This window comes from Rhizobium sp. LCM 4573 (genome assembly GCF_001854865.1).
GTDB lineage: Bacteria > Pseudomonadota > Alphaproteobacteria > Rhizobiales > Rhizobiaceae > Neorhizobium.
This window is the reverse complement of sequence record NZ_MDDW01000029.1, coordinates 1-22,785: the sequence shown is the minus strand read 5'-3', so window position 1 is coordinate 22,785 and position 22,785 is coordinate 1. Positions and strand designations below refer to the sequence as shown.

Below are 22,785 nucleotides of genomic sequence, written 5' to 3'. Positions count from 1 at the left end.
AAAGCGATGACGGCAAAGCTGCATGCCTTTTCCGACGCCGCAACGCTGGCGGAAGCTCTGGCGGATGCGGTCTCCTCGCGGCTCGCCGCGGCCATCGCAGAGCGGGGCGGCGCATCGATCGCCGTCTCCGGCGGCTCGACGCCGAAGAAATTCTTCGAGGCGCTTTCGGCCCGCGATCTCGACTGGTCCAAGGTCGTGGTCACGCTGGTGGACGAGCGCTTCGTGCCGGCCGACAATCCGCGCTCGAACCATCTGCTCGTCGCCACGCACCTGTTGAAGAGCAAGGCGGCGGCCGCCCAATTCGTCCCGCTCTACTATGACCGCGCCTCGATCGGAGAAGCGGCGGCTGTCGCCACGGAAAAGGCTGCCGGCATCGGCAATCCCTTCGACGTTGCGATCCTCGGCATGGGAACGGACGGCCATACGGCCTCGTTCTTCCCGCATGGCGACAACCTGAAGAGAGCGCTCGATCTTTCCGGCCCGCGCGGTGTGCTGACCATGGAGGCGGAAGGCGCCGGCGAGGAACGCCTGACGTTCTCCTTCGCCAGCCTTTCGGATGCGCGCTTCCTGGTTCTGCATATCGAGGGCGAAGGGAAGAAAGAGGTGTTGGAGAAGGCGAAATCCGGCTCCGACGAGATGGAGATGCCGATCCGCGCCGTACTTAACCGCGCAAATTCGCCGGTCGATATCTATTGGGCGCCTTGAGGCGCCCCATGCCGGCCATCCGCCGGAAATTTTGAGAGAACCCCGATCCCGGCCGGCTTCCTGCCCCTCCCAAGCCGGGATGGACGAAGAGGACTAGATTATGGCCGCCCATTCCAGCATCGAGGCGATCACCGCCCGTATCGTCGAACGATCGAAGCCACATCGCGAAGCCTATCTCGACCGCGTACGGCGCGCTTCGAGCAAGGGGCCGCACCGGGCGGTCCTCTCCTGCGGCAACCTCGCCCATGGCTTTGCGGTCTGTTCCCCCGCCGAGAAGGAGGCGCTCGCGGGAGACGTCGTTCCGAACCTCGGCATTATCACCGCCTATAACGACATGCTCTCGGCCCATCAGCCCTACGAGACCTTTCCGGCGATCATCCGGGAGGCGGCGCGGGAAGCCGGCGGTATCGCCCAGGTCGCCGGCGGAGTGCCGGCCATGTGCGACGGCGTGACCCAGGGCCAGCCGGGCATGGAGCTTTCGCTCTTCTCGCGCGATGCGATCGCCATGGCGGCGGGCATCGGGCTTTCGCACAACATGTTCGATGCGGCCCTCTTTCTCGGCATCTGCGACAAGATCGTGCCCGGCCTCGTGATCGCCGCGCTCAGTTTCGGCCACCTGCCGGCCGTCTTCATTCCTGCCGGTCCCATGACCACCGGCCTGCCCAATGACGAGAAATCCCGCATCCGCCAGCTTTACGCAGAGGGCAAGGTCGGCCGCGCCGAGCTTCTGGAAGCGGAATCGAAATCCTATCACGGCCCCGGCACCTGCACCTTCTACGGCACCGCCAATTCCAACCAGATGCTGATGGAGATCATGGGCTTCCACATGCCGGGCGCCTCCTTCGTCAATCCCGGCACGCCCTTGCGCGATGCGCTGACCCGCGAAGCGACCAAGCGGGCGCTCGCCATCACCGCGCTCGGCAACGAATTCACGCCGGCCGGCGAGATGATCGACGAACGCTCGATCGTCAACGGGGTGGTCGGCCTGCATGCCACCGGCGGCTCGACCAACCACACCATGCACCTCGTCGCAATGGCGCGCGCGGCCGGCATCCAGCTCACCTGGCAGGATATATCCGAGCTTTCGGATATCGTGCCGCTGCTGGCCCGCGTCTATCCGAACGGGCTTTCCGACGTGAACCACTTCCATGCCGCAGGCGGCATCGGCTTTCTCATCAAGCAGCTTCTCAAGCAGGGCCTGCTGCACGACGACGTCCGCACCGTCTTCGGCCATGGGCTGGAAGCCTATACCGTCGAAGCCAAGCTCGATCAAAACGGCTCCGTCATGCGCGAACCTATCCCGGACGAGAGCGGCGATCCGAAAGTGCTCGCCCGCATCGAAGCTCCCTTCCAGCCGACCGGCGGCCTCAAGATGCTGACCGGCAATATCGGCCGGTCGGTCATCAAGATTTCGGCCGTCAAGCCGGAGCGCCACGTCATCCAGGCACCTGCGATCGTCTTCCATGACCAGCAGGAAATGCAGGACGCCTTCAAGCGTGGCGAGCTCAACCGCGATTTCGTCGCCGTCGTGCGCTTCCAGGGACCGAAGGCGAACGGCATGCCGGAACTCCACCGCCTCACGCCACCGCTCGGCGTGCTGCAGGACCGCGGCTTCAAGGTGGCCCTCGTCACCGACGGGCGCATGTCCGGCGCTTCGGGCAAAGTGCCGGCTGCGATCCACATCACGCCCGAGGCTGCGGACGGCGGCCCGATCGCCAGGATCAGGGACGGAGACATGATCCGCCTCGATGCGGTCGCCGGGACGCTGGAAGTGCTTGTCGACGCCGCCGAACTTGCCGCCCGCCCGCTTGCCGAAACCGATCTTTCGGAAAACGAATTCGGCATGGGCCGCGAACTCTTCGCCACCTTCCGCCGCAATGCGGGCCCGGCCGACCAGGGCGCCAGCGTGTTTGCTTGAACTTATCGCAGAACACAAAACAAAATGGGCGGCCTTGGGGCCGCCCTTTCGTTTTCAGGCCCCGCTCACCATGCGCGGATGTCGAGCGTCCGGTCGCGATGGCTGGGATGCGTGCTGAACACGAAGATGCGGTCCAGGTCCTTCTGGCTGAGAAGGCTCAGGAAACGCACATCGATCGTATTGTTCATGTTGGCACGCATCAGCAGGCACCCGATCTTGGAGATGCGGGCATCCGGAATATCGAGGTAAAACTGTTCCGGCAGCTTATACTGCGTCAGGAGGCCGAGAACCGCACCGCTGCGGGAGATGCGCAGCACGTCGCAGCGGCGCTGCGCCATGTTCAGCACACCCTTTTCGGTATATTCGATGCGCGCCGCGTTCATGGTGTCTTCCATTTTGAACCGGCTCTCCCGGTCGTACATGAAAGACTCTTCCTTATTCAGAAAATGATTTCTATTGCTTGCTGCCGCACCCACGACCTGTCTCCCTTCCGTTGGGCGGACGTGTTTACGTCGATCCGCAACGGGTTATTTCCGCGCGGGGTCATTCCCTGATGTATTCGGCTTCATCGCCTTACGCAGGAAAAGACTAGCCGACGAAGTTTAACAGAGCGTTCGAAAGAACTTCGCAATTAATGGCGATAGCTCCGGCCGGCTGTATCGAAGAGATGCAGTTTCTTCGGATCGGCCGAGAAGCGCATGGTCTCTCCCTTCTTCACGTCGAGAATACCGGGGATCTTCGCGATAATCGGTTCCTCGCCCGTGAGACCTTCCACATAGAGCAACGTCACCTCGCCCAGCGCCTCGACGATCGAGATCTGGCCCGCGAAGAGGTAATCCTCGCCGGCTGCGATCGTCAGGTCCTCAGGGCGCACACCGAAGCTTGCCCTCTTGCCCTTTTCCGAGGCAGCCGATGGCACCGGCACGCGCACCGACTTGCCGCCCTTGAGCTCCACCTCCGTCGCCTCGCCCGTCTCCGTCACCGTCGCCGGAATGACGTTCATGGCGGGCGAGCCGATGAAACGCGCAACGAAGAGATTATCCGGCCGCTCGTAGAGTTCCAGCGGCGCGCCGACCTGTTCGATGCGGCCGGCGGAAAGCACGACGATCCGGTCTGCCAGCGTCATCGCCTCCACCTGGTCGTGCGTGACGTAGATCATCGTCGTATCCGGCATGGATTCGTTGAGCTTGGCGATCTCGATGCGGGTAGCGACGCGCAGCGCCGCATCGAGATTGGAAAGCGGCTCATCGAACAGAAAGACCTTCGGATCGCGGCAGATCGCCCGGCCGATCGCCACACGCTGCCGCTGGCCGCCGGAAAGCGCCTTCGGCAAGCGATCGAGATAGGGCGCGAGCTGCAGGATCTCCGCGGCCGCGCGGACCCGCCGATCGATCTCGTCACGGCTTTCACGCGCGATCCGCATGCCGAAGGCCATGTTGTCGTAGACCGTCATGTGCGGATAGAGCGCATAGGATTGGAAGACCATGGCGATACCGCGTTTGGAGGGCGGCACATCGTTGACGACCTGTTCGGCGATCCGCATCTCGCCGCCGGTGATGCTCTCCAGGCCGGCGATCATCCTGAGCAGCGTCGATTTTCCGCAGCCCGAAGGGCCGACGAAGACGACGAACTCTCCCTGCCGTATTTCCAGATCGATCCCGTGGATCACCTCCACCGAACCATATGCCTTCCGGATATCCTTCAGAACGACGCCGGCCATGTTGCCCCCTCTTCTTCTCTATGCATGGCGGGCGAAGAACGCCCCCCAGGCGGGTAGTTCCACCCGATTGCCTTCCCAGCCGCTTTCGAAACCGTGGCCAGTCAGCACCTCCCATTCGCCGATCGGCAGTTCAGCCGCGATTGGCGCCGCGCTGACGTTGAACATGCACAGCAGCACCTCATTGCCATGCTGCCGCTTATAGGCAAGCAACGAACCATCCTGAGGCAGGAAGAGAATATCACCCTTGGCGAAGGCCGGATGCAGTTTGCGGAATGCCAGGAAACGGCGATATTGCTCCAGCACCGAGGCCGGATCGCCGTATTGCGAGCTGACCGCGCGCATCTGGTGCTCTACCGGAATGGGTAGCCAGGTGCGTTCGGCAGTCGAAAAGCCCGCTTGAAGCGCCTGGGCATCCCACACCATCGGCGTGCGGCATCCGTCGCGTCCCTTGAACTCCGGCCAGAACTGAATGCCGTAGGGATCCTGCAGGTCCGCATAGGCGATGTCGGCTTCGGTCAGCCCCAGTTCCTCCCCCTGATAGATGCAGACGGAACCCCGCTGGGTCAGAAGAATGGCCGAGAGCATCCTGGCATAGGCGTCACGGTCGAGAACCTCAGCTCCCCAGCGGCTCACATGGCGCACCACGTCATGGTTGGAAAAGGCCCAGCAGGCCCAGCCATCGGGGGCGGCGCCGGAAAAAGCGTTCTGGACGGTCGCGACACGTTCCGGGGTGAGCGGATCGGGCGCCAGGAATTCGAAAGCATAGCACATCTGCATCTTGTCGTTGCCGGAGGTGTACTCGCCGACGATCTCGAGCCCACGCTGACTGTCACCCACCTCGCCCACGGCGGCGATCGCAGGAAACTCCTCCAGAACGGCGCGGAAGCGCTTCAGAAACTCCAGATTTTCCGGCCGGTTCTTGTCGTAGATGTGCTCCTGGAAGTTATAGGGATTGACGGCAGGGGCCGTTGCGGCATTCCGGCGCGAAGGTTCGAGCGAGGGGTTATCCCGCAATTCCTTGTCGTGGAAGTAGAAGTTGATCGTATCCAGCCGGAAGCCATCGACGCCGCGCCGCAGCCAGAAACGCGTCATGTCGAGCAGCGCGTCCTGCACCTCGGGATTATGGAGGTTGAGGTCCGGCTGCGACATCAGGAAATTGTGCATGTAATATTGCATGCGCGTCGGGTCCCAATGCCAGGCGGACCCGCCGAAGATCGACAACCAGTTGTTGGGCGGCGTGCCGTCCGGCTTGGCATCGGCCCAGACGTACCAATCGGCCTTGGGATTGAAGCGGCTCGACCGGCTTTCGATGAACCAGGGATGCTGGTCGGAGCTGTGGGATATCACGAGGTCGATCATCACCTTTAGGCCGAGCCGGTGCGCTTCGGCGATCAGGCCATCGAAATCCGACAGTGTCCCGGACATCGGATCGACGCCGCAGTAATCGGAAACGTCGTAGCCGAAATCCTTCATCGGCGAGGGAAAGAACGGCGAAATCCAGATCGCGTCGGCGCCGAGCGCGGCCACATGCGAGAGGCGCGCGGTGATGCCCTTGAGATCACCGATGCCGTCGCCGTTGCTGTCCTGAAAGGAGCGGGGATAAATCTGATAGATGACGGCGCCGCGCCACCAATCCTTGTCGGGAGCCGCATTGTTTTCGGCGAGAATAGCCATTCGAAGTCCTGTTTCTTTTAATTCTATCGCYGTTTCAGCCGCCCTTTACCGACCCTGCCAGCAGGCCTCTCACGAGATACCGCTGAAGCAGGAAGAAGACGAGCAGGGGAACGACGATGGTGATAAAGGCGGATGCGGTGAGAATTTCCCATTTGCCTCCCTGGGAACCCAGAAGCGCGTTCAAGGCGCCCGTCAGGACGAGCTGGTCCCTTCCGGTTCCGAGGAAAACCATGGCCACCAGAAGATCGTTCCAGGTCCACAGGAACTGGAAGATCGCGAAAGAGGCAAGGGCCGGGAAGGAGAGCGGCAGGATGATCTTCAGGAAAATCTCGAAATCGCTTGCGCCGTCGACACGGGCGGATTCGATGATCTCCTTGGGCAGGCCTGCGATATAGTTGCGCAGAAGATAGATCGCGAGCGGCATTCCGAAGGCCGAATGGGCGAGCCAGATGCCGGCATAGCTCCGCGACGGCACGCCGAGCAGGCCGCCGATCTCGTTATACATCCTCAAAAGCGGAATGAGCGACATCTGCAGCGGCACGACGATCAAACCCACCACCATGGCAATGAGCAGCGCGCGGCCGGGAAACTCCATCCAAGAAAGGGCGTAAGCCGCAAAGGCGGCGATGAGGATCGGAATGATGGTGGAGGGAATGGCGACCGTCAGCGAGTTGACGAAGGCTTGGCCGATCCCTTGCGAGGTGAGGACCGTATCGTAGTTTTCCGTCGTGAAGGAAGGCGGCGTGGCGACCTGGAGATAGACACGGCGGCCCCGCTCGCCGTCGAAAGGGCCGGCCTTCATATAAGTGTAGCTACCGTCCTCGTTGATCGTCAGCGTTTCGCCGTCGCCGAGATCGGCCGGCTGGCCAGCGGGATAGGCGGCCGGCTCCTGCACCCGCGTGCCGAAGGCCCGGACCGTCCCCCCCTGCCCTTCCCCGAAGACCGAGCCGGAAATCACGAAATTGGCACCCTCCTGCCGGGCCGTCGAGGGATCGGCAAGCCGTGCAGCGCTCGTCCGGGCGGCGCTGGTGAAAGCCGTCCACCAGCCGGACGAGGTGATCTGCGCCGGTTCCCGGAAGGATGTCATCAGGATGCCAAGGGTCGGGATGAGCCATATGACGCAGATGACAAGCACCGCGAAATGGACGATGAGGCGCGGAAGGCCGATGCGGCGCAAGCTTGCTGCGGCATTCATCTCAATGGCCTCCCATTTCCTTGTTGGCCTGCCGGATGTTCCAGATCATGATCGGCGTGACGGCCGCCATGATGACGAGCGCAATCACCGCGCTTCGCCCGCTGTCGCCGCCACCGCGGAACATCCAGTCGAACATGAGATTGGCGAGCACCATGGTGTTCCACTGGCCGTTGGTCATGGTCAGCACGATATCGAAGACCTTCAGCACCAGGATGGTGATCGTCGTCCAGACGACCGCGATCGTGCCCCAGATCTGCGGCACCATGATCTTCCAGAAGATCTGCCAGCCATTGGCGCCATCGATCACCGCCGCCTCGATCGTCTCTTCCGGAATACCGCGCAACGCGGCTGACAGGATCACCATCGCAAAGCCGGTCTGTATCCAGATGAGGATGACCATCAGAAAGAAGTTGTTCCAGAAGGGGAGCGATATCCAGACCTGCGGATCGCCGCCGAAGAACTGCACGATGGCATTGAGGAGACCGATCTGCGCCTCGCTGCCGCCCCGATATTCGTAGACGAATTTCCAGATCACCGATGCGCCCACGAAGGAGATCGCCATCGGCATGAAGACGAGGCTCTTGGCGATATTGCCCCACCATATGCGGWCGGTCAGAACCGCGATCACCAGTCCGAAGAAGGTGCAGGCGGCAGGCACCACGGCAAGCCAGAGGATGTTGTTGAAGATCGACTGGCGGAACTGCCCATCCGAAATCGCCCAGCGGTAATTGGCGAGCCCGACGAAATTGACGCCGGAGCGGTCGTAGAAGGAGAGCACGAAAGTCGCGAGCACCGGATAGACGAGATAGACGGCAAGGAGGATGAGCGCCGGTCCCAGAAACAGCCAGGGCCGCACGACTGCACGGCGGTTGAGGTTTACCGAGGCGGCGCGGACATCGCCTTCACGGACCGGGAAGAGAACCTGCAGTAGCTTGTCCGAAAGCCAGTAATACAAGGCGCAGGCGAAAACGCCGACGATCACCGCCCCGAAGGCTGACACGATCTGCGATGCCATGAATGCCCCTCTCGCTTAGGCCTGTTTCATATTGCCCCTCATCCGCCTTCCGGCACCTTCTACCGCAAGTGGGGAGAAGGATATGCCGCACCGTCCCCTCCCCCCTCGCCCCGTTACGGGGAGAGGGTCGCGGAGCGACGCGGAGGCGGAGTGAGGGGCTGGTTCATCAGACGCCCCGTCCGGCCTATTTCAGGCCTTCCCAGGCGTTCTGGATATCGGTTGAGACGGTCTGCGCATCCTTGCCGCCGACATAATCGATCATGCCGGTCCAGAAGGCACCCGCGCCGATCTTGCCCGGCATCAGGTCGGATGCATCGAAGCGGAAGGTCGTGGCCGACATCAGAATCTCACCCTGCTTCTTCAGCGGCTCGTTGGCATAGGCTGCGGGATTTGCGCCCTTGTAGGGCGTCAGGAACGCGGCCTGCGCCATCCAGACCTCATGCGCGATCGGCGTCTTGAGGAATTCGATAAAGGCCTTGGCGGCAGGAGAATCCTTGGTGATGGATACCAGCGTGCCCGCACCGAGAACCGGGGTTCCGAGGTCCGGCTTGGAGGCATAGGTCGGCATGTAGAAGAAATCCGCATCCTCTCCCAATTTCTTGTCCGGCGGGAAGAAGGACGAGATGAACGATGCCTGATGGTGCAGGTAGCATTTCGGCGGAATGTCGAAGAGGCCCTTCGGGCTGTCGCGGAAATCGGTGGAGGCGACGGCCGCAACGCCGCCGCTGACATATTTCTCGTTCTTGGCGAACTTGCCGAACTCCTCGATTGCGCCGACGACGGCCGGATCATTGAACGGAATTTCGTTTTTCACCCACTTGTCATAGGTTTCCGGCGTCTGCGTGCGCAGCATCATATCCTCCACCCAGTCGGTCGCGGGCCAGCCGGTGGCGCCACCGGAACCGAGGCCGATGCACCACGGAACACCGCCATCCTCGACGATCTGGTCGCTGAGCTTGATGAGGTCTTCCATCGTCTTCGGCACTTCGTAACCGGCTTCCTCGAAGTTTTCCGGAACGTACCAGACGAGCGACTTCACATCGGCCTTGAAGGGGAAGGCGTAAAAAGCATCCGCGCCTTCCTTGCCCTTGTAGGTGCCATATCCGATCCAGCTCTCGCCGGCTCCGTAATTCTCCTTCACCCAGGTGGCGGTTTCTTCCCCGAGCGGCGTCAGGAAGCCCTTGGCAGCCAGATCTGCAAGCAGGCCCGGTTGCGGCAGGATGGCGATGTTCGGCGGGGAGCCCGCCTGCGTATCGATGACGATCTGCTGTTCGTAATTCTCGGAGGAGGAGTAACGACCGTCCACGCCCGTCGCGGCATTGAAATAGGCGAGTACGCTGTTGAAGAGGGTTTCATCCTCGCCGCGCCAGGGACCGAATAGCGTCAGGCTTTGGCCCTTGAGGTCCGCGTGCGCCGCCTTGAAATCCTCATAGCTCTTCCAGTTGAAGCGGGAATCCTCGCCCGGCGGGAATTTCAGTTCCTGCGCGCCTGCCGAGCCCGCGACAAGTGCTGCAAGAGCGGCGCCCATCAAAAGCGATAGCTTCATCACATTCTCCTCCCGTTTCGTTCCATTATGCATGGCCGATGTTCAGCCTGCCCGGAAATCCGAAGCATGGAAAAGATTTAACGCACCTCCGGGGGAGTCAATACCCCTCAAGATAGAGGGATTTGGCTCGGTGCATGGAAACGGTTCAGAACTTCGGAATCGGACGGCCCGCCGCGCGATGGGCAGCGATCAGCGTATTCGCCATCAGCATGGCGATTGTCATGGGGCCGACGCCGCCGGGAACCGGCGTGATCGCGCCGGCGACCTCCGCGCATTCCTCAAACGCCACATCGCCGACCAGCTTGTTCTTGCCTTCGCCCTTTTCCGGTGCGGGCACGCGGTTGATGCCCACATCGATGACGGTTGCGCCCGGCTTCACCCAATCCGCCTTCACCATGCCCGGACGGCCGACGGCGGCGACGAGGATATCCGCATTGCGGCAGATGGCGGGCAGATCGCGGCTTTTCGAATGTGCCATGGTCACGGTCGCATTGGCGGCAAGCAGGAGAAGGCCCATCGGCTTGCCGAACAGGTTGGAACGGCCGATCACCACCGCGTTGAGGCCGGAAAGATCAGCCCCATGAATCTTGTTGACGAGGATCATCGCGCCGGCCGGCGTACAGGAGATGAGACCGCTTGCGAGATCGCCCGTCGCCAGTTTGCCGGCATTCACGACGTTCAGGCCGTCGACGTCCTTCTCCGGCGAGATCGACCCGATGACCGGCTCCGAATTCAGATGCTTGGGCAGCGGAAGCTGCACGAGAATGCCATGCACGGCGGGATCTGCATTCAGCTCACGCACGAGCTTTTCGAGTTCTTCCTGCGTGGTCTCTTCCGGCAGGCTGTGCTGAATCGAGTTGAAGCCGCACTGTTTGGCCATCCGGCTCTTGGAATTGACGTAGGCATGGCTTGCCGGATCATCGCCGACGATGACCACCGCAAGGCCCGGCTTGGTGCCGGACAGCTTCTCGAGCGACGCTGCCGCCTCGGTCACCGCGGTGATGACGGATGCCGCCGCTTCTTTTCCATCGATCACGAATGCCACGCGCGTGTCTCCCGTTTTTCGCCGTCAATCTACAGAGCAGCCTAATCTACAAAGCGGCAAACTGCAGAATTTGCCCGTCAGCGCCCTATGCTGTCCTCGAGCGGAAAATGCAAGGATCTTGGTGTCGCAATTAGCGGCCGGACGCGGCCCGCCGGGCAGCATAGGACTGTACCCGTTCCCGAAGCTCCGCCATATCGCGGCGCAATTCGAGTGCCTCCTCCTGCCGGCCGGCAACCTTAGTTCTCTGTTTCGCGATCGCGGCGGCGACGAGCGGCGGCAGGTCCGCGTCACGCTCGGGAATGCGGTTCGCCATCAGCATCGCGCGGATGCGATCTCCGAAGGGAGTATCGTTGGCTGCCAGTTCGTGCAGCGGAGTGGGAACGGCTTCCTCTTCCGCTGAGTGAGACGGGGCGATTTCCACCTCCAGCGGCGGCTCTTCACTCGTCTCGCCAATGTTCTCAACGGCAAGCAAGTCCTCGTTTTCCAAGAGAGCATCGATGTCGATGTCTTCGGGGCGACGGCGCGTGAAATAGGCGAGAGCGCTTCCGAGAGCGAAGCCAGCAGCCCCGCCGATGCCGGCAAGCATCAGGGAAGAGGGGCCGAGAGGTTGGGCCTTCCCGGCATTCGCGGCCGAAACGACCACCGCCGCAGCCGGCGCGGGGGTGGAGGCCGTCTTGGAGCGCCGCATAGCTTCGAGGTAACGGGACCGCGTTTCCTCCGCGTCGCCTTCCAAGGCCGCGAGCCTGGTTCCGATTTCGACCATGTGTTTATCGGGCGATGTCTTCTGCTGCCGCGCTTTGAGTTCCGCGAGCCGCTTTGCCGTCGCCGCTTCCTGGTCCTTCAGCGAGGCTTTCAGCCGTTCCAGCGCCTTGCCGATATCCGAGCGCACGCTGTCGACAGCGGCCTGGGCGGCGAGCAGGCGCGGATGACGCGGACCGAGTTCGGCCGAGAGCTGATCGACGGTAAGCTTCGCCTCGACCAACCTTTGCCGCTGATAATCGAGCGCGGTGAATTCGAGGCTGTTCGGCAGCTGTTTTTCGAGGACATCGGCCAGCGTCATTTCCGATGCCTGGCCGAGTTTGCGGCCGAGGCCCGCCAGTTCCGCCTCGGTGCCGGAGACCTGAGCGGCGAGCGCCCTCTCCTCACCATCCGCCCGGCGCAGCTGTGCCAGCCTCGCGCCATCGACGCCGGCAAGAAAACCGGAGAGATCGGCCTGGGCTTTCTCGAACGCCTGCCGGAGATTTTCCAGCACCGGATCGGCGCGCCGAAGGCCGGTCGCCGCCATTTCGGCGCGCAGCATGCCACCCAGCGCGTTGGCTATGCGCGCCGCCTCGTCCGCCCGATCCGCCGTGACCGAAATCGAAACTTCGCCGGGAGCGGGGTCGTAGCGCACCGCGATCGCCTCCGCGAGCCGGCGGCGAATTCCGGCTTCGGCCTTGCCGACCGTCGTTTCCTGACCCGAGACGATGTCGAGAACGAGTCTGAACACGCTCGAGCGATCGACTGCGAACTCGCTGCCGCGGCCGAGATCCAGCTCCCGGATGAGATGATCGAGATGAGCCTTCGATCGTAGGTTCGCCGCCGCCTCGGAAATCGATTTGTCGTCCGCATCCGCGGCTTCGATCTTCAGCCGCGTCTCAGCCGTGAAGTCCCTCGGCAGAAAATCGATGAAAAGTGCCGGCAGCACAGCCCCGATCGCGGTGAATGCCGCGACCTTCAGAACGGCACTACGCATCCCGGCCCGCCAGCGCGTCTGACGCGCAACATCATCCGGGGCCGGCAACAGCCGTTCCCGGTCTGGAGTTTGCGCATGCTTCTCAGGGTCGTACATGGATCATGACCGCGCTAATCGACGGCGCAGGCCCGCACCGCCATGATTAAGGCAGCCTAAATTTTCATGGCAAAGAAAAGGTTAATTCCTCAGGCCGCGGCGCTTTCTTCGATAGACGCGGCGGCGGCCGCAAACCTGAAGGCCGGTCTCTCGGCCTCGAATTTATCAAGACCAGTCCCCACGATTACGACAAGACTGGTGTGCAAGCCGGAAAGCCGAGGCTCGATGCGCCGCTCCTCGGCCGGGCTGCCGGCCTGGACGAGGATCAAGTCAAAAAAATCATCCCGGTGTTCGCCGATCTGCGAAGTGGCGATTGCCATGAATTCGTGCCAGGGCGCATGAGCGGAAAGCTCCTCACGCAGCCGTCCGACGGCGCCCATCTCTTCTCCGACAAGCGCGATACGGCGACCCTCGGCGAGAAAGGTCAACAATGCCGGCGCGAACCGCTCCACGCGGAAATGCGCGGAAGCGGTGTCTTTTCGGGTCAGGCGCTCCCATGTCCTCGATAGCGTCCCCGCCGCCGGCAGCAGGGCCCGTTGCGAAAGGAGATCACGATAGGCAGGATCAACCAGTTGCCGCAGGGCGGCGTTCTCATCGAAAAACGAAACCGTCAGCTTTCGCCGGGGTGCTTTCAGATGCCCTTCGAAGAAGGCGAGAACGCCGTTCCAGTCCATATCCAGCACGGGAAAGCCGAAGAGGCGGCGCATGGGCGCGAAAGGCTGAACGGGTATAGACCGCATCTATCACTCGGCACGAAGGAAGCACGATTATGCTTCATCCCACGCAGCCGGTGAAACCGTACTTAAATCATTTGGTAAAATGCGAACGGTTCGCCCGATTTTGTGCCACCTGGCGGTCGCCGCTCAGTGTCCCGGCGAGGTTCCAGGGTTGTCGACCTTCGTGCCCTCGATGATCTTCACCGGAGCCATGGGATTCCGGCCGCCCCGCGAAGCGTTGTTCCGAATATCCTCCTTGGAGAGATAATCGAGCTGTTCGACCAGGACCTCGGCCACCAGAGTGTCGCCGAGCTTCTGGTTCACGCCTTCCTTGATGCGGCTGCGGAAGGTCTCCAGGTCGAAGGCGCCGGGGTTTCCGAGATCGACCATCTTGTTGCCGACCAGCAGGGTGAAGAGCTGATCGGTCATCAACTCCGTCATCGGCAGCTGGACGGACCGGATCTTCTCCTTGTCCATCATGAAGGAGACACGCCCCAGGAAGTAGCCGGTGATGGTGCCGTTGTCGATCAGCGGAACGGTGATCGATTCTCCGCGCACCAGTTCCAGCATTTCGTTGCGGGCGGCTTCCTCGTCCACCGGCGCGGGCGCGGCCGACATCTGCACGGAAAAATAGACCGCCCCCAGAGTGACGACACAGCCCCACAAGCCGGTGAGAAGCAGCTTTATCATCAGTTTTCGCTATAAAGGAATTGTTCCTGGGTATAGGTGCCGTCGCCCTCCGCCTCGCGGGCGGCATCCTTCAGGAGATCGGCCACGGAACGCACCGCGTGCAGATGCGCCTCGACACGGCGGGCGTTCAGCGCCAGCTTGCTCTTGAGGTGGTGCATCTGGTCGATATGGGCGGCCGCGAACTCCTCCGGATCGGTGCTGCGGAACAGCATGGTCAGTTCGTAAAGGCAACGGCTCTTGTGGGTGTTGGAAACCTTGAGGTCGAATTCGGGATCGCTGCCGATCCTCTGATTCTCATTGTCGATGATCATCTCGAGCCGTCCGAGCACGGACTTGATGCGATAATCGTTCGAAACGGCTTCCATATGTTCTGTCCCGGTATGGTTCATATCAGGCCTCGCCCTTCTCTGTGGCTGAAACGCCAAGTACCTTTCGCTCGAAATCGGTGACCATGCTCATGGCACGGGTGCGGTCATGCTCGTCCGTGGTGGCGTTCACCATGCCGCCGCGTTCGGCGCGTGCCAGCGCCTGGGAATACATCTGCTCGGCAATGCCGATACCGCCGCGCTTCGACATTTCGTCGGCAACCTGTTCGGCCATCATGCTCTTCCAGAATTCGCCGGCCGAGCCTTTGCCGTAAACCTCGGCGCTGTCTTCCGGCAGCATGGAGTTCACGAAGGTCTGCAAGATGCTCGCCTCGAACTTGCGATACTCTTCCGGCATTTCCGCAACCTTCTTCGAGACTGCGGCATCTCCGAGACCCGCCTTCGTCGCCGGGGTATCGAGAATATCGACGGCCGCGCCGAATCCGGCGCCGGCTTCCGCCAGACTGGTTGCGGCAAAGGCCGCCTTGCTTGCCTTCAGCTTTGCCTGAGCTGCCTGCACTTCCATGGGGTCCGCGGCACGGACGACATCCAGGACCAGATCGCTCGGAGGTGATATAGCCACTTCAGCTCCCTTCATCACGACTGCGAAACACCCGCCGCCACGGGCCCACACAGGATTGTCGATTTCCAACAGCGCGTTCCCGCGGAGGAAACTGCCCTCGGGGATTCGCGTCAGATGACGGGACTATGACGTGCGAAGCTTGCTGGAGGCTGGCGCGGCCATGGTGATTTCGAGGAGCTCGTATATTGCGTTGTCCTCCGCCTCGCGATCCTCGAGCGCGCGCRCCGCCTTCATCTGGTCCTCCAGGCGGTCGGCCTTGGTGCGTTCCTTCAGCATCCTCGCCTCCTGGGCCTGCTGGATTCCCGCCAATTGCCGCTCCTTCACCGTCAGGCGGCCGAAGCGCTCCGCATATTCGTGCGAAAACTGCCGATGGATCGGGTGCATGGAGCCGATCGCCTCGATCACCACATCCATCGATTCGCTGACCTCGACGCGATGGCGGCTGGTCGCTGCAAGATCGGTCTCCGCCATCCTCTCGAGATGACGCTGCACCGCCACGAGGCGCTTCAGCTTCTCCGATCTGCGCCCATTGTCCGCCGCCATCCCGGTCCCCTCAGAACGACAGGAAGATCGGGGCGAAGCCCCCGGCGAACTGCCGGATCATCACCGCGATGGAGAGATAGAGAAGGAAGATGCCGCCCACCAGCAGGAAGGGCGTGGAAATGAAGAAGACCGGGATCTGCGGCGCAAGCTTGTTGATGAGGCCGATCGCCACGTTGAACATCAGGCCGTAGATGAGAAAGGGGCTCGCCAATTGCAGCATCAGATAGGTGGAGGCCCTCAGAGTATCGGTCAGCGTGATCAGCATTCGCTGCGGATCGGCGATGGCGCCGACCGGGGTCGCCGCATAGGATTCGACCAGCGCGCGGAAGACCACATGATGGAAATCCAGCATGAAAAGCAGCAATAGACCACTGAAGGTCAAAAGCGTGGTGAGCTGGTTTTCGGACGTATCTTCCAGCACGTCATGCCCACCCGGCGCGGTGAACCCGATGGACATGGCGACGATCGTGCCGGCGAATTGCAGCCCCAGCGCATAAAGGCGCGCGATCAGCCCGTAGACGGCGCCAATCAGCGTTTCGCTGGCGATCAGGCCGAGATAGGTGGCGGTCGGTTCGGAAGCCCGCGGATAGATAGTGTCCCATAGCACCGGCAGCACCGCCATGGAGATCGCGACGGCAAGGAAAAGGCGGATATTGGTGGAAATGCGCGCGCTGCCGAACCCCGGCAGGACCATCACGCACGCTCCCATGCGGCAGAACGCCAGGAAAAGTGCAAGAATGGTCCCCTGGGGGTCGGTTATCACGAGATGGCGCCCAATATCTTGATTTCGAGCCCCTTGGCGAGTTCCACATGGGAGAGAACCGGCAGCGTGGCGAAGAGTCGCTCGATGATCATGCGGACATAGGAGCGTGTTTCCGGCGAGGTTACAAGAACGAAAGGCAGGCCGCGGTCCATGAATTCACGGATAACTTTCGTCGCCTGCTCGCTGAACTCCTCGAGGCTGCGGGGATCGATGTCGAACTCCACCACCTCGCCCTTGGCATCGCGCTTGAGCGCCTGGTGGAACAGCATGTCCCATTTGGTGCCTAGGCGGAGCACGCGCAGGACGCCGTTGTCGGCGAGATCGCCGCAAAGTTGCTGGGACATGCGCACGCGCACGTGCTCTACGATCTGCTCGGTCTTGCGCACGTGCGGGGCGAGTTCGGCGACCGCTTCCAGGATGAGGTGGAGGTTGCGGATGGAGACGCGCTCCGCAAGCAGCAGCTTGAGCACGGCCTGCAGGCCGGAATAGGACATATGCGAGGAGCATATCTCGTCGGCCAGCTTTTTGTATTCCGGATCGAGGCGATCGATGAGGACCTTCACGTCCTTATAGGAGAGGAGCTGCGGAAGATTGTTGCGGATCACCTCCGAAACATGGGTCAGCACCACGGAAACATTGTCGATCGGCTGGAAGCCCTCGCGCTTCAGATCCTCAGCGAATGTCTCGAGCACCGAAACCGCCGGCATGCCGAAAGCGGGCTCGCGGATTTCGTCGCCCGGAATGCTCGGCTTGCGGCCTGCCCCCGTCACCACGAGCACTTCGCCGACGCGCAGCGCATTCGAGGCCACGGTCGTGCCGTGAATGCGGATCTGATAGGACTTCTCCTGAATGGAGATGTCGTCGGAAACCTTGATCTCCGGTACCACGAAGCCGTATTGGGCGGCGAACTTCTTGCGCATCTTGCCGACGCGGAAGGCGAGTTCCTGATGCGCGCCCAATAGGCGCGTAGAGACCTGCTTGCCGAGCGCCAATTCGATCTCCGCCGTCTTGAGGACGGATTTGACCGAGTCCTTTTCCGCTTCCTTGCTCTCGACGACCTTCTTTTCCTCGTCCTCGCGGCGGGCCTTGTTCTCGGCTTCGATGCGACGCGGCACCAGCCAGGCGCCGAAGCCCATCACGCCGCCGAGCGCCAGGAAGGGCAGCATGGGCAGGCCCGGAACGACCGCCAGCAGGCCCATGAGCGCGGCCGCCATGGAAAGCGCGCGCGGATAGCCGCTGAGCTGGTCCACAACCGCCTTGTCGGTCGAACCCGCGGTTCCCCCACGGGTGACCAGAAGGCCGGCGGCGAGCGAAACGATGAGTGCGGGAACCTGCGAGACGATACCGTCGCCGACCGACAGCTTGACGAAGACGTCGGCGGCTTCGCCGATCGGCATGCCATGGCGGAAATAGCCGATGATGATCCCGCCGAAGATATTGATGGCGGTGATGATAAGGCCTGCGATCGCATCGCCGCGCACGAATTTCGAGGCACCGTCCATGGCACCGAAGAAGGAGCTTTCCTCCTCCAGTTCCGAACGGCGGCGCTGCGCTTCCTTCTCATCGATAATGCCCGCCGAAAGGTCGGCGTCGATCGACATCTGCTTGCCGGGAATGGCATCGAGGGTAAAGCGMGCACCGACTTCCGCGATACGCGTGGCGCCCTTTGTGATGACGATGAAGTTGACCGTGACCAGGATCATGAAGACGATTACGCCGATCACGAAATCGCCCGACATGACGAGGCCGGAAAAGCCTGCAAYGACGCCGCCTGCCGCATCGTGACCCTGATGGCCGTGGGAGAGGATCACGCGGGTGGTCGCGATGTTGAGCGACAGGCGCACCATCGTCGCGATCAGCAGGATGGTCGGAAAAGACGAGAAATCCAGCGGGCGCTGGATCCACAAGGCCACCATCAGGATCAGCACCGAAAAGGCGATCGAGAAGGCCAGGCCGACATCGATCAGAAATGTCGGGATCGGCAGGAAGAGGATGCAAAGGATCGCGATAATACCGAGCGCGAAGCCGATGTCCCGGCCGCTCGGGGCGACCTTCGGAATGGAGAGTGCAGGTGGTTGCGCCATAGCGGTCCCCGTCTCTTCATGAGAAAGGTGGCAGACATGCTGCCGGTTCGCCTGCCTGACTAGCGGACGAAGCTTGCGCGAAGGTGGCAGGGAAGAGAGCGCGGAAGAAGCGGGGCTAGAATCCCGACTGGATGCGCGAGAAGACCAGATTGGCGAAGAGATTGATCTGCGCGCCGATGAAGGGCGCTGAGATGCCGATGGTGATCATGATCGCCACGATCTTCGGCACGAAGGTCAGGGTCATTTCCTGGACCTGCGTGAGTGCCTGGAGAACCGCGATCACCACGCCGACGACCATGGCGACCAGAACCGCGGGGCCGGAGGCGATCAGGATGGTCCAGATCGCCGCCTGCATGATATCCAAGGCGTCGGCTTCGTTCATTGCCGTATTCCCGAGCCCGACTCATTCGGGCGTTAAGTCTCAGTCTCTGTATCGTTATTCGAGCCGTCGGTCGATTCCTCTTCTTTCGGGGGATCGACCACGATCGGCTGGTCGGAGAAGACGACGCCGGCCTGCAGCAGGACCTTCTCCTTCTTGTCGGTAATGACGATAACGCCGTCGCTGTAGACTTCGACTTCCTTGACCACGCCCATGATCTTGTCATCGGCGCTCTTGACGTATTTGCCGACGAGATCGCTTGCGCGCGTGAGCGCTTCGGCCTGAAGCATGCTCTTCAGGTGCGAGTTCGTCTGGATCGTCTGTTCGACCTGCGAGAACGTGGCGAGCTGGGAAATCTGCTCGGTGGCGTCCATCGGCTCGGTCGGATCCTGGTTCTTCATCTGCGCGATGAGGAGCTGCAGGAAACTGTTGTAGTTCAGGCTGGCGGCATTGGACGCCGAGTTGGAGGCGCCCGCATTGGYCCAGGGGTTCGAGGCGACCGCGCCGACCGTATCTACCGCCATGGCGCGATCTCCTTGCGGATCTGCTCGACCGTTGCCGGCGCCATTTCCTGGTTGTTGAGGATACGGTCCTCCGCCGCGTAGAGTCCGCGGATCGCCTTCAGGGCATCGAACGCCCGGCCGGACATGACGAGACCGTCGACACGCTTCAGTTCAGCCAGGATCTCCTCGTCGCGGAAGCAGGTCAGCAGCATGGCGACCGACTTGCGGAAAAGCGCCGTTGACTGTTCCTTGCCTTCCGGATTGATCAGGATCATCTGCGCGATGAAATAGAGCTGCCGCAGCGGAGTGGTCGCATCCTCCGGCTGGAGAACATGGTTTTCGAGCAGGAACGTGACGTCGTTCAGGAATTCCAGCGCAACCTTCCGATCGACGCGAAGCACGGCGCCGTTGATGAAGATCTTTTCTCCGGATTTCAGCGAGATGCGCAGCGTACTTTTCATTTCAATCCATCCTTGATGATGGTGGTCACGTCGATGATGCCTTGATAGTTCTCGGACTGGCGCGTCCTGATCTTCTCACACTCTTTCAATATCCAGATGGCGATGGAGATCAGGTTGGCCCGGAGCTCGATGTCGAGCTCGTTTTCCGGCTGTTTCAGGTCTTCGATGAACCTGATCCACACGCGGCGCGTATAGAAGACCGCCTCGATGGTGTGCCGCGAATATTTCCCCTCGTCACGCGCCGCCGTCAGAAGCTCGATCGAGCGGTCGAGGGTCTGCCGTTCACGCTCCTTGGCGTCCGCGACGCCATCCTCCATGATCTCGGCATATGAAAACTGGTACATTCACGTATCCTTCATTTTCATGAGGCTACCTTTTGACATCAAAGGTAGTTTACCAGGCTCAGACTCTGGAGCCTCCCTGTCAGCGTGTAAGAGGTCTCGAGAAGGAGCTTGAGCGCGTTGACGCGGACCGAAGCCTCCTCCACGTCGATGCCTTCCAGTTCGAGCAGATGGTTCTTGATGATCGTCTGCTGCGCCTTGAGCGATTCATCGGCCTTCTTGACCCGTTCGGCRGAAAGACCCAGCGAGCTGCGCTCGGCGGTGRTGCCGGTCTCGCCGCGCCCGACCGCGTCTCGGGATTTCTGAACGACCACGTCCTGCACGTTTGTGAAATCACCGCCCAGGAACTCTATCGCAACAATCGAGCCGAACACGAAGCTGCGCATGCCGTCGGTGTTGGCATTGGTGGAGGTCTGCACGATCTCCCCCTGGCTGATGCGGCTCTTCATGTTCACGTCGCTGGCATTCGACACGAACTCCGTCCAGAAATCGGTGCTTCCCAGCGGCCCCGGATGGGGAGGACTGGTGATGGGCTCCTCTCCCATGAACTTCTTTTCCAGGTCGCTCAGGAAGACCCCCATTTGATCCTTGGTGATGGCCGCCTCTGCCGCAATGCCGTTCGCGGTCATGAAGGCCTGGAGTTCGCGATCGACGGCCGCCTGAATCGGGGAATTCGTGGCGGAATAATCCTCCAGCGGCTTCACATCGGTGTTCACGCCGGAGAACAGATATTCGCCCTTGACCGCCGAATTCGCAAAGCCCGTGAAGGCTGTGAGATTGGCCGCAACCGTCTGCTTGACGGCGCTCACCGTCTGGCTGCTGTCGGTCAGCGCCAGAAGCGCCGTCTGCACGCTCTGTGCGGATTTAGCCATCTTGTCGAGCGCCTCGTCCGAAGACTCCAGACGCTGCGTGGCTATGGCATTGGTATCGATCAGGGACTGGATGCGGATAACGTCGCGGTTCAAATCCAGGCTGCGGGCGGTTGCCGAGCCGAGCGCGACGCCGATATCGTTGTGGACGCCGGTTGCCGCCTCGTTGGTGGCGGCGGTCAACTGCTGCTGCGCCTTGGCCATCGTGTGGCGCAGAGTCGTCTGCATGGACATTGAAGAGATAAAAGACGTTTTCATAACTATGCTGCCTCCATGAGGGCCCGCAACATTTCGTCGACGGCAGCCATAAGCTTGGCGGCAGCCTTGTAGGATTGCTCGATATCGAGCAGCAGGGACATTTCCTCGTCCATGTTCACGCCAGTCTGGCTCGAATAGGCGTCCATGGTGCGGCTGAGCATCGCGGTCTTCGTCTCGTCCGCGGTCGTGGCGGAACTGCGAAGCTGCTCGAGCCAACCGACGGAATCGGCTGCAAATGAGAAAAGATCCTTATTGCCGCCGATCCCGGTCGCGGGATCGAAGGCAATAGCGCCTTCCATTGCCTTGTAATACTTGTCGAGCAGATCGGAGAAGCCGGCCTGGCCGCTGTTGACGACATAGGCGGTCCCGTTGATGCCGCCGTCGCGCAGCAGCGTCGGGTTGCCGGCCGGCGGGACGACTGCCGGGTTGACCTTGATGCGCGAGGCAAGACCCGGCTCGATCGTCCCCGCAGGCGGGATACCCGTGCCGTCCCAGGTGAAGAGGCCCGGCAGGGGCGTCAGGGTGCCGTCCGGTCCGGTCTCGGCGAAGGCGACGATCACGCCGCGGGCGATCTCGTCGAGCTGGGTCTGGAATTGCGGCGCGATCTCGTCGCGCAATTGCAGAAGGCCCTGCAGGGTGCCCTTGGCGCTGGTATCGGCGCCAACACCCGCCTTCATCGGCGCGCCGTCGATATAGATGCCGTTGCCGGTCGTCGCGGCATCGTAGGTATTCGTCGGAGTGAAGGTCACCGCGCGCGGCACGGTCTCGAACAGCGTGGTGCCATCCGAGGTATAGAGCACCATGTCGTTATTTTCACGAACATAGCTGGAGATGCCGACGATCTCGGAAATCTGCTTGAGAACCGTGTCGCGTTCGTCCAGCGCGTCATTGGGATCGCCGCCGACGGCAGTCGCGCTCCTGACCTTGTTGTTTGCCGCCTCGAACTGCTTCAGCAGATTGTTCAGCGTATCGACGTCTTCCTTGATCTGCTCGTCCGCGCGCTTGCGGATGGCCTGCAGTTCCTTGGAAGTGGTGTTGAGCGTGTTGACGACGTCCTGGGCGCTCGACACCACGGTGGTACCCACCGTGGCATCATTGGGCGTGGCCGCGTAGGCATTGAGGTTGTTGAAGAGCGCCCGCAGCCGCACTTCCGGCGAGTTCTCGTAGTCGTTGCCGCCAAGCAGGCCCTTGATTTCGGTGAGGCCGGTCAGCACGGTGCGCTGGCCGGTCGCAAACGAAGTGCTTTCGATGGTCTGGCGCTGCAGGGAAAGGTTCTGCGCCYGCTCGATGCCGACGACGAGAGCGCCGGCACCACCCGTGACGTACACGGCAGAACGGCGAACATAGTTCGGGTTCTGGGCGTTCTGGATATTCTTCGCCACCACCGACGACTGCGTGCCGGTGTTGTTGAAGATCGACTGAGCCGTGGACATTGCGGACGAGAGTGACATTTCGACTGCCTCTACAAACCTCTAGGCTTGGTTATCTCTTGAGATTGACCAGGACTTCCATGAGTTCGGAGCCGGTCTGGAATACCTTCGAGTTCGCCGTATAGTTACGCTGGGACTCGATCATGCTGGT

General features: G+C 61.7%; 24 protein-coding genes. 2 read left to right on the top strand and 22 right to left on the bottom strand.

What is annotated here, in order from left to right; all coding sequences use genetic code 11:
• The first annotated feature begins 6 nt into the window (after window positions 1–6).
• Window positions 7–705 carry a 6-phosphogluconolactonase gene (gene pgl / locus LCM4573_RS24660; protein WP_071009254.1) on the top strand — a complete coding sequence of 233 codons (699 nt, stop codon included), beginning with the start codon at window positions 7–9 and terminating at the stop codon, window positions 703–705.
• 100 nt (window positions 706–805) lie between these two features.
• A complete protein-coding gene (gene edd, locus LCM4573_RS24655; protein WP_071009253.1) occupies window positions 806–2,623 on the top strand; it encodes a phosphogluconate dehydratase in 1,818 nt (605 codons plus the stop codon).
• Window positions 2,624–2,688: 65 nt separating this feature from the next.
• Here edd and LCM4573_RS24650 read toward each other — a convergent pair whose 3' ends face one another.
• From LCM4573_RS24650 to LCM4573_RS27585, 22 genes are all read right to left on the bottom strand, one after another.
• Entirely contained in the window at window positions 2,689–3,045 is a 357-nt protein-coding gene (locus tag LCM4573_RS24650) for a hypothetical protein (RefSeq protein WP_071009252.1), read from the bottom strand.
• Between the two features lie 209 nt (window positions 3,046–3,254).
• Window positions 3,255–4,343 (bottom strand): ABC transporter ATP-binding protein, encoded by a 1,089-nt coding sequence (locus tag LCM4573_RS24645; protein ID WP_071009251.1) that lies wholly within the window; start codon window positions 4,341–4,343, stop codon window positions 3,255–3,257.
• Window positions 4,344–4,361: 18 nt separating this feature from the next.
• The gene (locus LCM4573_RS24640) at window positions 4,362–6,017 is read right to left on the bottom strand and encodes an alpha-glucosidase family protein (protein ID WP_071009250.1); all 1,656 of its coding nucleotides are present in this window, start codon (window positions 6,015–6,017) and stop codon (window positions 4,362–4,364) included.
• Window positions 6,018–6,051: 34 nt separating this feature from the next.
• A complete protein-coding gene (locus tag LCM4573_RS24635; protein WP_071009249.1) occupies window positions 6,052–7,212 on the bottom strand; it encodes a carbohydrate ABC transporter permease in 1,161 nt (386 codons plus the stop codon).
• A gap of 1 nt (window position 7,213) precedes the next feature.
• A complete protein-coding gene (locus tag LCM4573_RS24630; protein WP_071009248.1) occupies window positions 7,214–8,227 on the bottom strand; it encodes a carbohydrate ABC transporter permease in 1,014 nt (337 codons plus the stop codon).
• Window positions 8,228–8,411: 184 nt separating this feature from the next.
• Complete coding sequence (locus LCM4573_RS24625; protein WP_071009247.1) at window positions 8,412–9,773, bottom strand: ABC transporter substrate-binding protein; 1,362 nt, start codon at window positions 9,771–9,773, stop codon at window positions 8,412–8,414.
• A gap of 145 nt (window positions 9,774–9,918) precedes the next feature.
• Window positions 9,919–10,818 carry a bifunctional methylenetetrahydrofolate dehydrogenase/methenyltetrahydrofolate cyclohydrolase FolD gene (gene folD / locus LCM4573_RS24620; protein WP_071009246.1) on the bottom strand — a complete coding sequence of 300 codons (900 nt, stop codon included), beginning with the start codon at window positions 10,816–10,818 and terminating at the stop codon, window positions 9,919–9,921.
• A 130-nt stretch (window positions 10,819–10,948) separates the two neighbouring features.
• On the bottom strand, window positions 10,949–12,553 hold the full coding sequence (locus tag LCM4573_RS24615; RefSeq protein WP_131819012.1) for a hypothetical protein: 1,605 nt from the start codon (window positions 12,551–12,553) through the stop codon (window positions 10,949–10,951).
• A gap of 185 nt (window positions 12,554–12,738) precedes the next feature.
• Window positions 12,739–13,389, bottom strand: a complete 651-nt coding sequence (locus LCM4573_RS24610; protein WP_131819011.1) for a hypothetical protein — start codon at window positions 13,387–13,389, stop codon at window positions 12,739–12,741.
• Between the two features lie 123 nt (window positions 13,390–13,512).
• Window positions 13,513–14,055 (bottom strand): flagellar basal body-associated FliL family protein, encoded by a 543-nt coding sequence (locus LCM4573_RS24605; protein ID WP_071009243.1) that lies wholly within the window; start codon window positions 14,053–14,055, stop codon window positions 13,513–13,515.
• Entirely contained in the window at window positions 14,055–14,420 is a 366-nt protein-coding gene (locus tag LCM4573_RS24600) for a hypothetical protein (RefSeq protein ID WP_071009565.1), read from the bottom strand. The genes LCM4573_RS24605 and LCM4573_RS24600 overlap by 1 nt, the downstream gene beginning before the upstream one ends.
• Window positions 14,421–14,445: 25 nt before the next feature.
• A complete protein-coding gene (locus LCM4573_RS24595) occupies window positions 14,446–15,003 on the bottom strand; it encodes a rod-binding protein (RefSeq protein ID WP_071009564.1) in 558 nt (185 codons plus the stop codon).
• A 123-nt stretch (window positions 15,004–15,126) separates the two neighbouring features.
• Complete coding sequence (locus tag LCM4573_RS24590) at window positions 15,127–15,546, bottom strand: hypothetical protein (protein ID WP_071009242.1); 420 nt, start codon at window positions 15,544–15,546, stop codon at window positions 15,127–15,129.
• Window positions 15,547–15,556: 10 nt separating this feature from the next.
• The gene (fliR, locus tag LCM4573_RS24585; RefSeq protein ID WP_046794252.1) at window positions 15,557–16,309 is read right to left on the bottom strand and encodes a flagellar biosynthetic protein FliR; all 753 of its coding nucleotides are present in this window, start codon (window positions 16,307–16,309) and stop codon (window positions 15,557–15,559) included.
• A complete protein-coding gene (flhA, locus tag LCM4573_RS24580; protein ID WP_071009241.1) occupies window positions 16,306–18,393 on the bottom strand; it encodes a flagellar biosynthesis protein FlhA in 2,088 nt (695 codons plus the stop codon). The genes fliR and flhA overlap by 4 nt, the downstream gene beginning before the upstream one ends.
• Before the next feature lie 115 nt (window positions 18,394–18,508).
• On the bottom strand, window positions 18,509–18,775 hold the full coding sequence (fliQ, locus tag LCM4573_RS24575) for a flagellar biosynthesis protein FliQ (RefSeq protein ID WP_071009240.1): 267 nt from the start codon (window positions 18,773–18,775) through the stop codon (window positions 18,509–18,511).
• Between the two features lie 32 nt (window positions 18,776–18,807).
• On the bottom strand, window positions 18,808–19,296 hold the full coding sequence (flgD, locus tag LCM4573_RS24570) for a flagellar hook assembly protein FlgD (protein WP_071009239.1): 489 nt from the start codon (window positions 19,294–19,296) through the stop codon (window positions 18,808–18,810).
• On the bottom strand, window positions 19,287–19,736 hold the full coding sequence (gene flbT, locus LCM4573_RS24565) for a flagellar biosynthesis repressor FlbT (protein WP_071009238.1): 450 nt from the start codon (window positions 19,734–19,736) through the stop codon (window positions 19,287–19,289). The genes flgD and flbT overlap by 10 nt, the downstream gene beginning before the upstream one ends.
• Window positions 19,733–20,080 (bottom strand): flagellar biosynthesis regulator FlaF, encoded by a 348-nt coding sequence (gene flaF / locus LCM4573_RS24560; protein ID WP_071009237.1) that lies wholly within the window; start codon window positions 20,078–20,080, stop codon window positions 19,733–19,735. Before flaF ends, flbT begins: the two co-directional genes overlap by 4 nt.
• Window positions 20,081–20,118: 38 nt before the next feature.
• A complete protein-coding gene (locus tag LCM4573_RS24555; RefSeq protein WP_071009236.1) occupies window positions 20,119–21,204 on the bottom strand; it encodes a flagellar hook-associated family protein in 1,086 nt (361 codons plus the stop codon).
• 2 nt (window positions 21,205–21,206) lie between these two features.
• Window positions 21,207–22,655, bottom strand: coding sequence for a flagellar hook-associated protein FlgK (gene flgK / locus LCM4573_RS24550; protein WP_071009235.1), 1,449 nt, complete (start codon window positions 22,653–22,655; stop codon window positions 21,207–21,209).
• Window positions 22,656–22,686: 31 nt separating this feature from the next.
• Window positions 22,687–22,785 (bottom strand): flagellar basal body rod C-terminal domain-containing protein (locus tag LCM4573_RS27585; protein WP_131819010.1); only part of this gene is annotated, 99 nt, incomplete at its 5' end.

Coding starts and splice junctions, on each gene's coding strand:
- pgl (WP_071009254.1), top strand. CDS start 7: ATGACGGCAAAGCTGCATGCCTTTTCCGACGCCGCAACGCTGGCGGAA.
- edd (WP_071009253.1), top strand. CDS start 806: ATGGCCGCCCATTCCAGCATCGAGGCGATCACCGCCCGTATCGTCGAA.
- LCM4573_RS24650 (WP_071009252.1), bottom strand. CDS start 3,045: ATGTACGACCGGGAGAGCCGGTTCAAAATGGAAGACACCATGAACGCG.
- LCM4573_RS24645 (WP_071009251.1), bottom strand. CDS start 4,343: ATGGCCGGCGTCGTTCTGAAGGATATCCGGAAGGCATATGGTTCGGTG.
- LCM4573_RS24640 (WP_071009250.1), bottom strand. CDS start 6,017: ATGGCTATTCTCGCCGAAAACAATGCGGCTCCCGACAAGGATTGGTGG.
- LCM4573_RS24635 (WP_071009249.1), bottom strand. CDS start 7,212: ATGAATGCCGCAGCAAGCTTGCGCCGCATCGGCCTTCCGCGCCTCATC.
- LCM4573_RS24625 (WP_071009247.1), bottom strand. CDS start 9,773: ATGAAGCTATCGCTTTTGATGGGCGCCGCTCTTGCAGCACTTGTCGCG.
- LCM4573_RS24615 (WP_131819012.1), bottom strand. CDS start 12,553: ATGCGTAGTGCCGTTCTGAAGGTCGCGGCATTCACCGCGATCGGGGCT.
- LCM4573_RS24610 (WP_131819011.1), bottom strand. CDS start 13,389: ATGCGGTCTATACCCGTTCAGCCTTTCGCGCCCATGCGCCGCCTCTTC.
- LCM4573_RS24605 (WP_071009243.1), bottom strand. CDS start 14,055: ATGATAAAGCTGCTTCTCACCGGCTTGTGGGGCTGTGTCGTCACTCTG.
- LCM4573_RS24600 (WP_071009565.1), bottom strand. CDS start 14,420: ATGGAAGCCGTTTCGAACGATTATCGCATCAAGTCCGTGCTCGGACGG.
- fliQ (WP_071009240.1), bottom strand. CDS start 18,775: ATGAACGAAGCCGACGCCTTGGATATCATGCAGGCGGCGATCTGGACC.
- flbT (WP_071009238.1), bottom strand. CDS start 19,736: ATGAAAAGTACGCTGCGCATCTCGCTGAAATCCGGAGAAAAGATCTTC.
- flaF (WP_071009237.1), bottom strand. CDS start 20,080: ATGTACCAGTTTTCATATGCCGAGATCATGGAGGATGGCGTCGCGGAC.